At 49.2% G+C, this 1,127-nt stretch carries 2 protein-coding genes and 1 rRNA gene; 1 reads left to right on the forward strand and 2 read right to left on the reverse strand.

What is annotated here, in order from left to right; genetic code table 11:
- Window positions 1-220: transposase (locus tag GWQ22_RS21495; RefSeq protein WP_275931628.1), on the forward strand; the 220-nt coding region annotated here is incomplete at its 5' end.
- A gap of 81 nt (window positions 221-301) precedes the next feature.
- On the opposite strand, the gene tmaR is transcribed toward GWQ22_RS21495, so the two are convergent.
- Together tmaR and rrf are read right to left on the reverse strand one after the other, a co-directional pair.
- Complete coding sequence (tmaR, locus tag GWQ22_RS21500; protein ID WP_042039123.1) at window positions 302-619, reverse strand: PTS system regulator TmaR; 318 nt, start codon at window positions 617-619, stop codon at window positions 302-304.
- Between the two features lie 381 nt (window positions 620-1,000).
- A 5S ribosomal RNA gene (gene rrf / locus GWQ22_RS21505) occupies window positions 1,001-1,115 on the reverse strand.
- Between the last annotated feature and the right edge of the window lie 12 nt (window positions 1,116-1,127).

The raw sequence follows: 1,127 nt of genomic DNA on the forward strand, positions 1-1,127 counted from the left end.
GGTGATTTACACCACCAATGCGATCGAGTCACTGAACAGCGTGCTGCGTAAAGCGACCAAGCAAAGGAAGCTCTTCCCGACCGACGACTCGGCGCTAAAAGTGGCGTTTCTCGCGATACAGCAGGCCTCCAAGAAATGGACCATGCCGATCCAGAATTGGAAGCTTGCCCTAAAGCGTTTTATTATCGAATTCGGTGATCGCCTGAACGGTCACCTGTAATGGAGTGGGCAGTTACACAGAATTATTTACAGGCTCAACACCGGCCAAAAGCCGGTGTTTTCAGGTAGCAGCGAGGCTGGTCTATTTACTGGAGCTCATGGCCTTGAGCTTGGAGCTCAGATCTTTACGCTCTTTGGACAGCTCGGCATTCTTGATGATGTGATCGTCGACACGCTCTTCATAGTCGATACGCATGTTGGCGATGATGGCCTGAACCTCATCTATGCTCATACCCGGCTTGATATAGTCGCTCAGGTTGTCAAGCAACAGTACCCGCTTCTGGTTATCACGGATTTTCTTCTCGTTGTCGGCGATCTCGCGCTTGAGTTTGTTCTGGCGACGGGACATACGCACATATTCCAATACATCGCTGAAGGTGGACTTGTTTACTGGTTCCATATCGATACCACTGACTAAAGGTTGATAAAAGCAGGCAAGTTAGGCTCGTACCAGAGAGAAAAGAAAGAGAGGGTACAGGCCAACTCAAGATGCCCTTTACTCTACCGAGTTATGAAGCAGATACAACTCTAATTGCAGGCTTGCCGCCGGGTTTCGGAAAAAGGGAATCAAATGGAGAGCAAAATGGACAAGCCAGCATGAGATAGCAATTATTACGTCAGCAAACACGGGCTCGAACCCACCTTGCGGTTTGAACTGAGGCGATATGAAACAATTAGTTATAGGGCGATAAGCAGCAAAATATGACTAAAATTGCTCCTAGTATGGTAATGTCAGCCAATAAAAAAGCCCGCTCGGATGAGCGGGCTTTCAATGTTGGGTGCCTGGCAGTGTCCTACTCTCGCATGGCGAATGCCACACTACCATCGGCGCTACCGTGTTTCACTTCTGAGTTCGGCATGGGATCAGGTGGTTCCACGGCGCTATGGCCGCCAGGCAAATTCTTAAT

It is taken from the genome of Aeromonas sp. 1HA1, assembly GCF_029237385.1.
Taxonomy (GTDB): Bacteria; Pseudomonadota; Gammaproteobacteria; order Enterobacterales; family Aeromonadaceae; genus Aeromonas; species Aeromonas popoffii.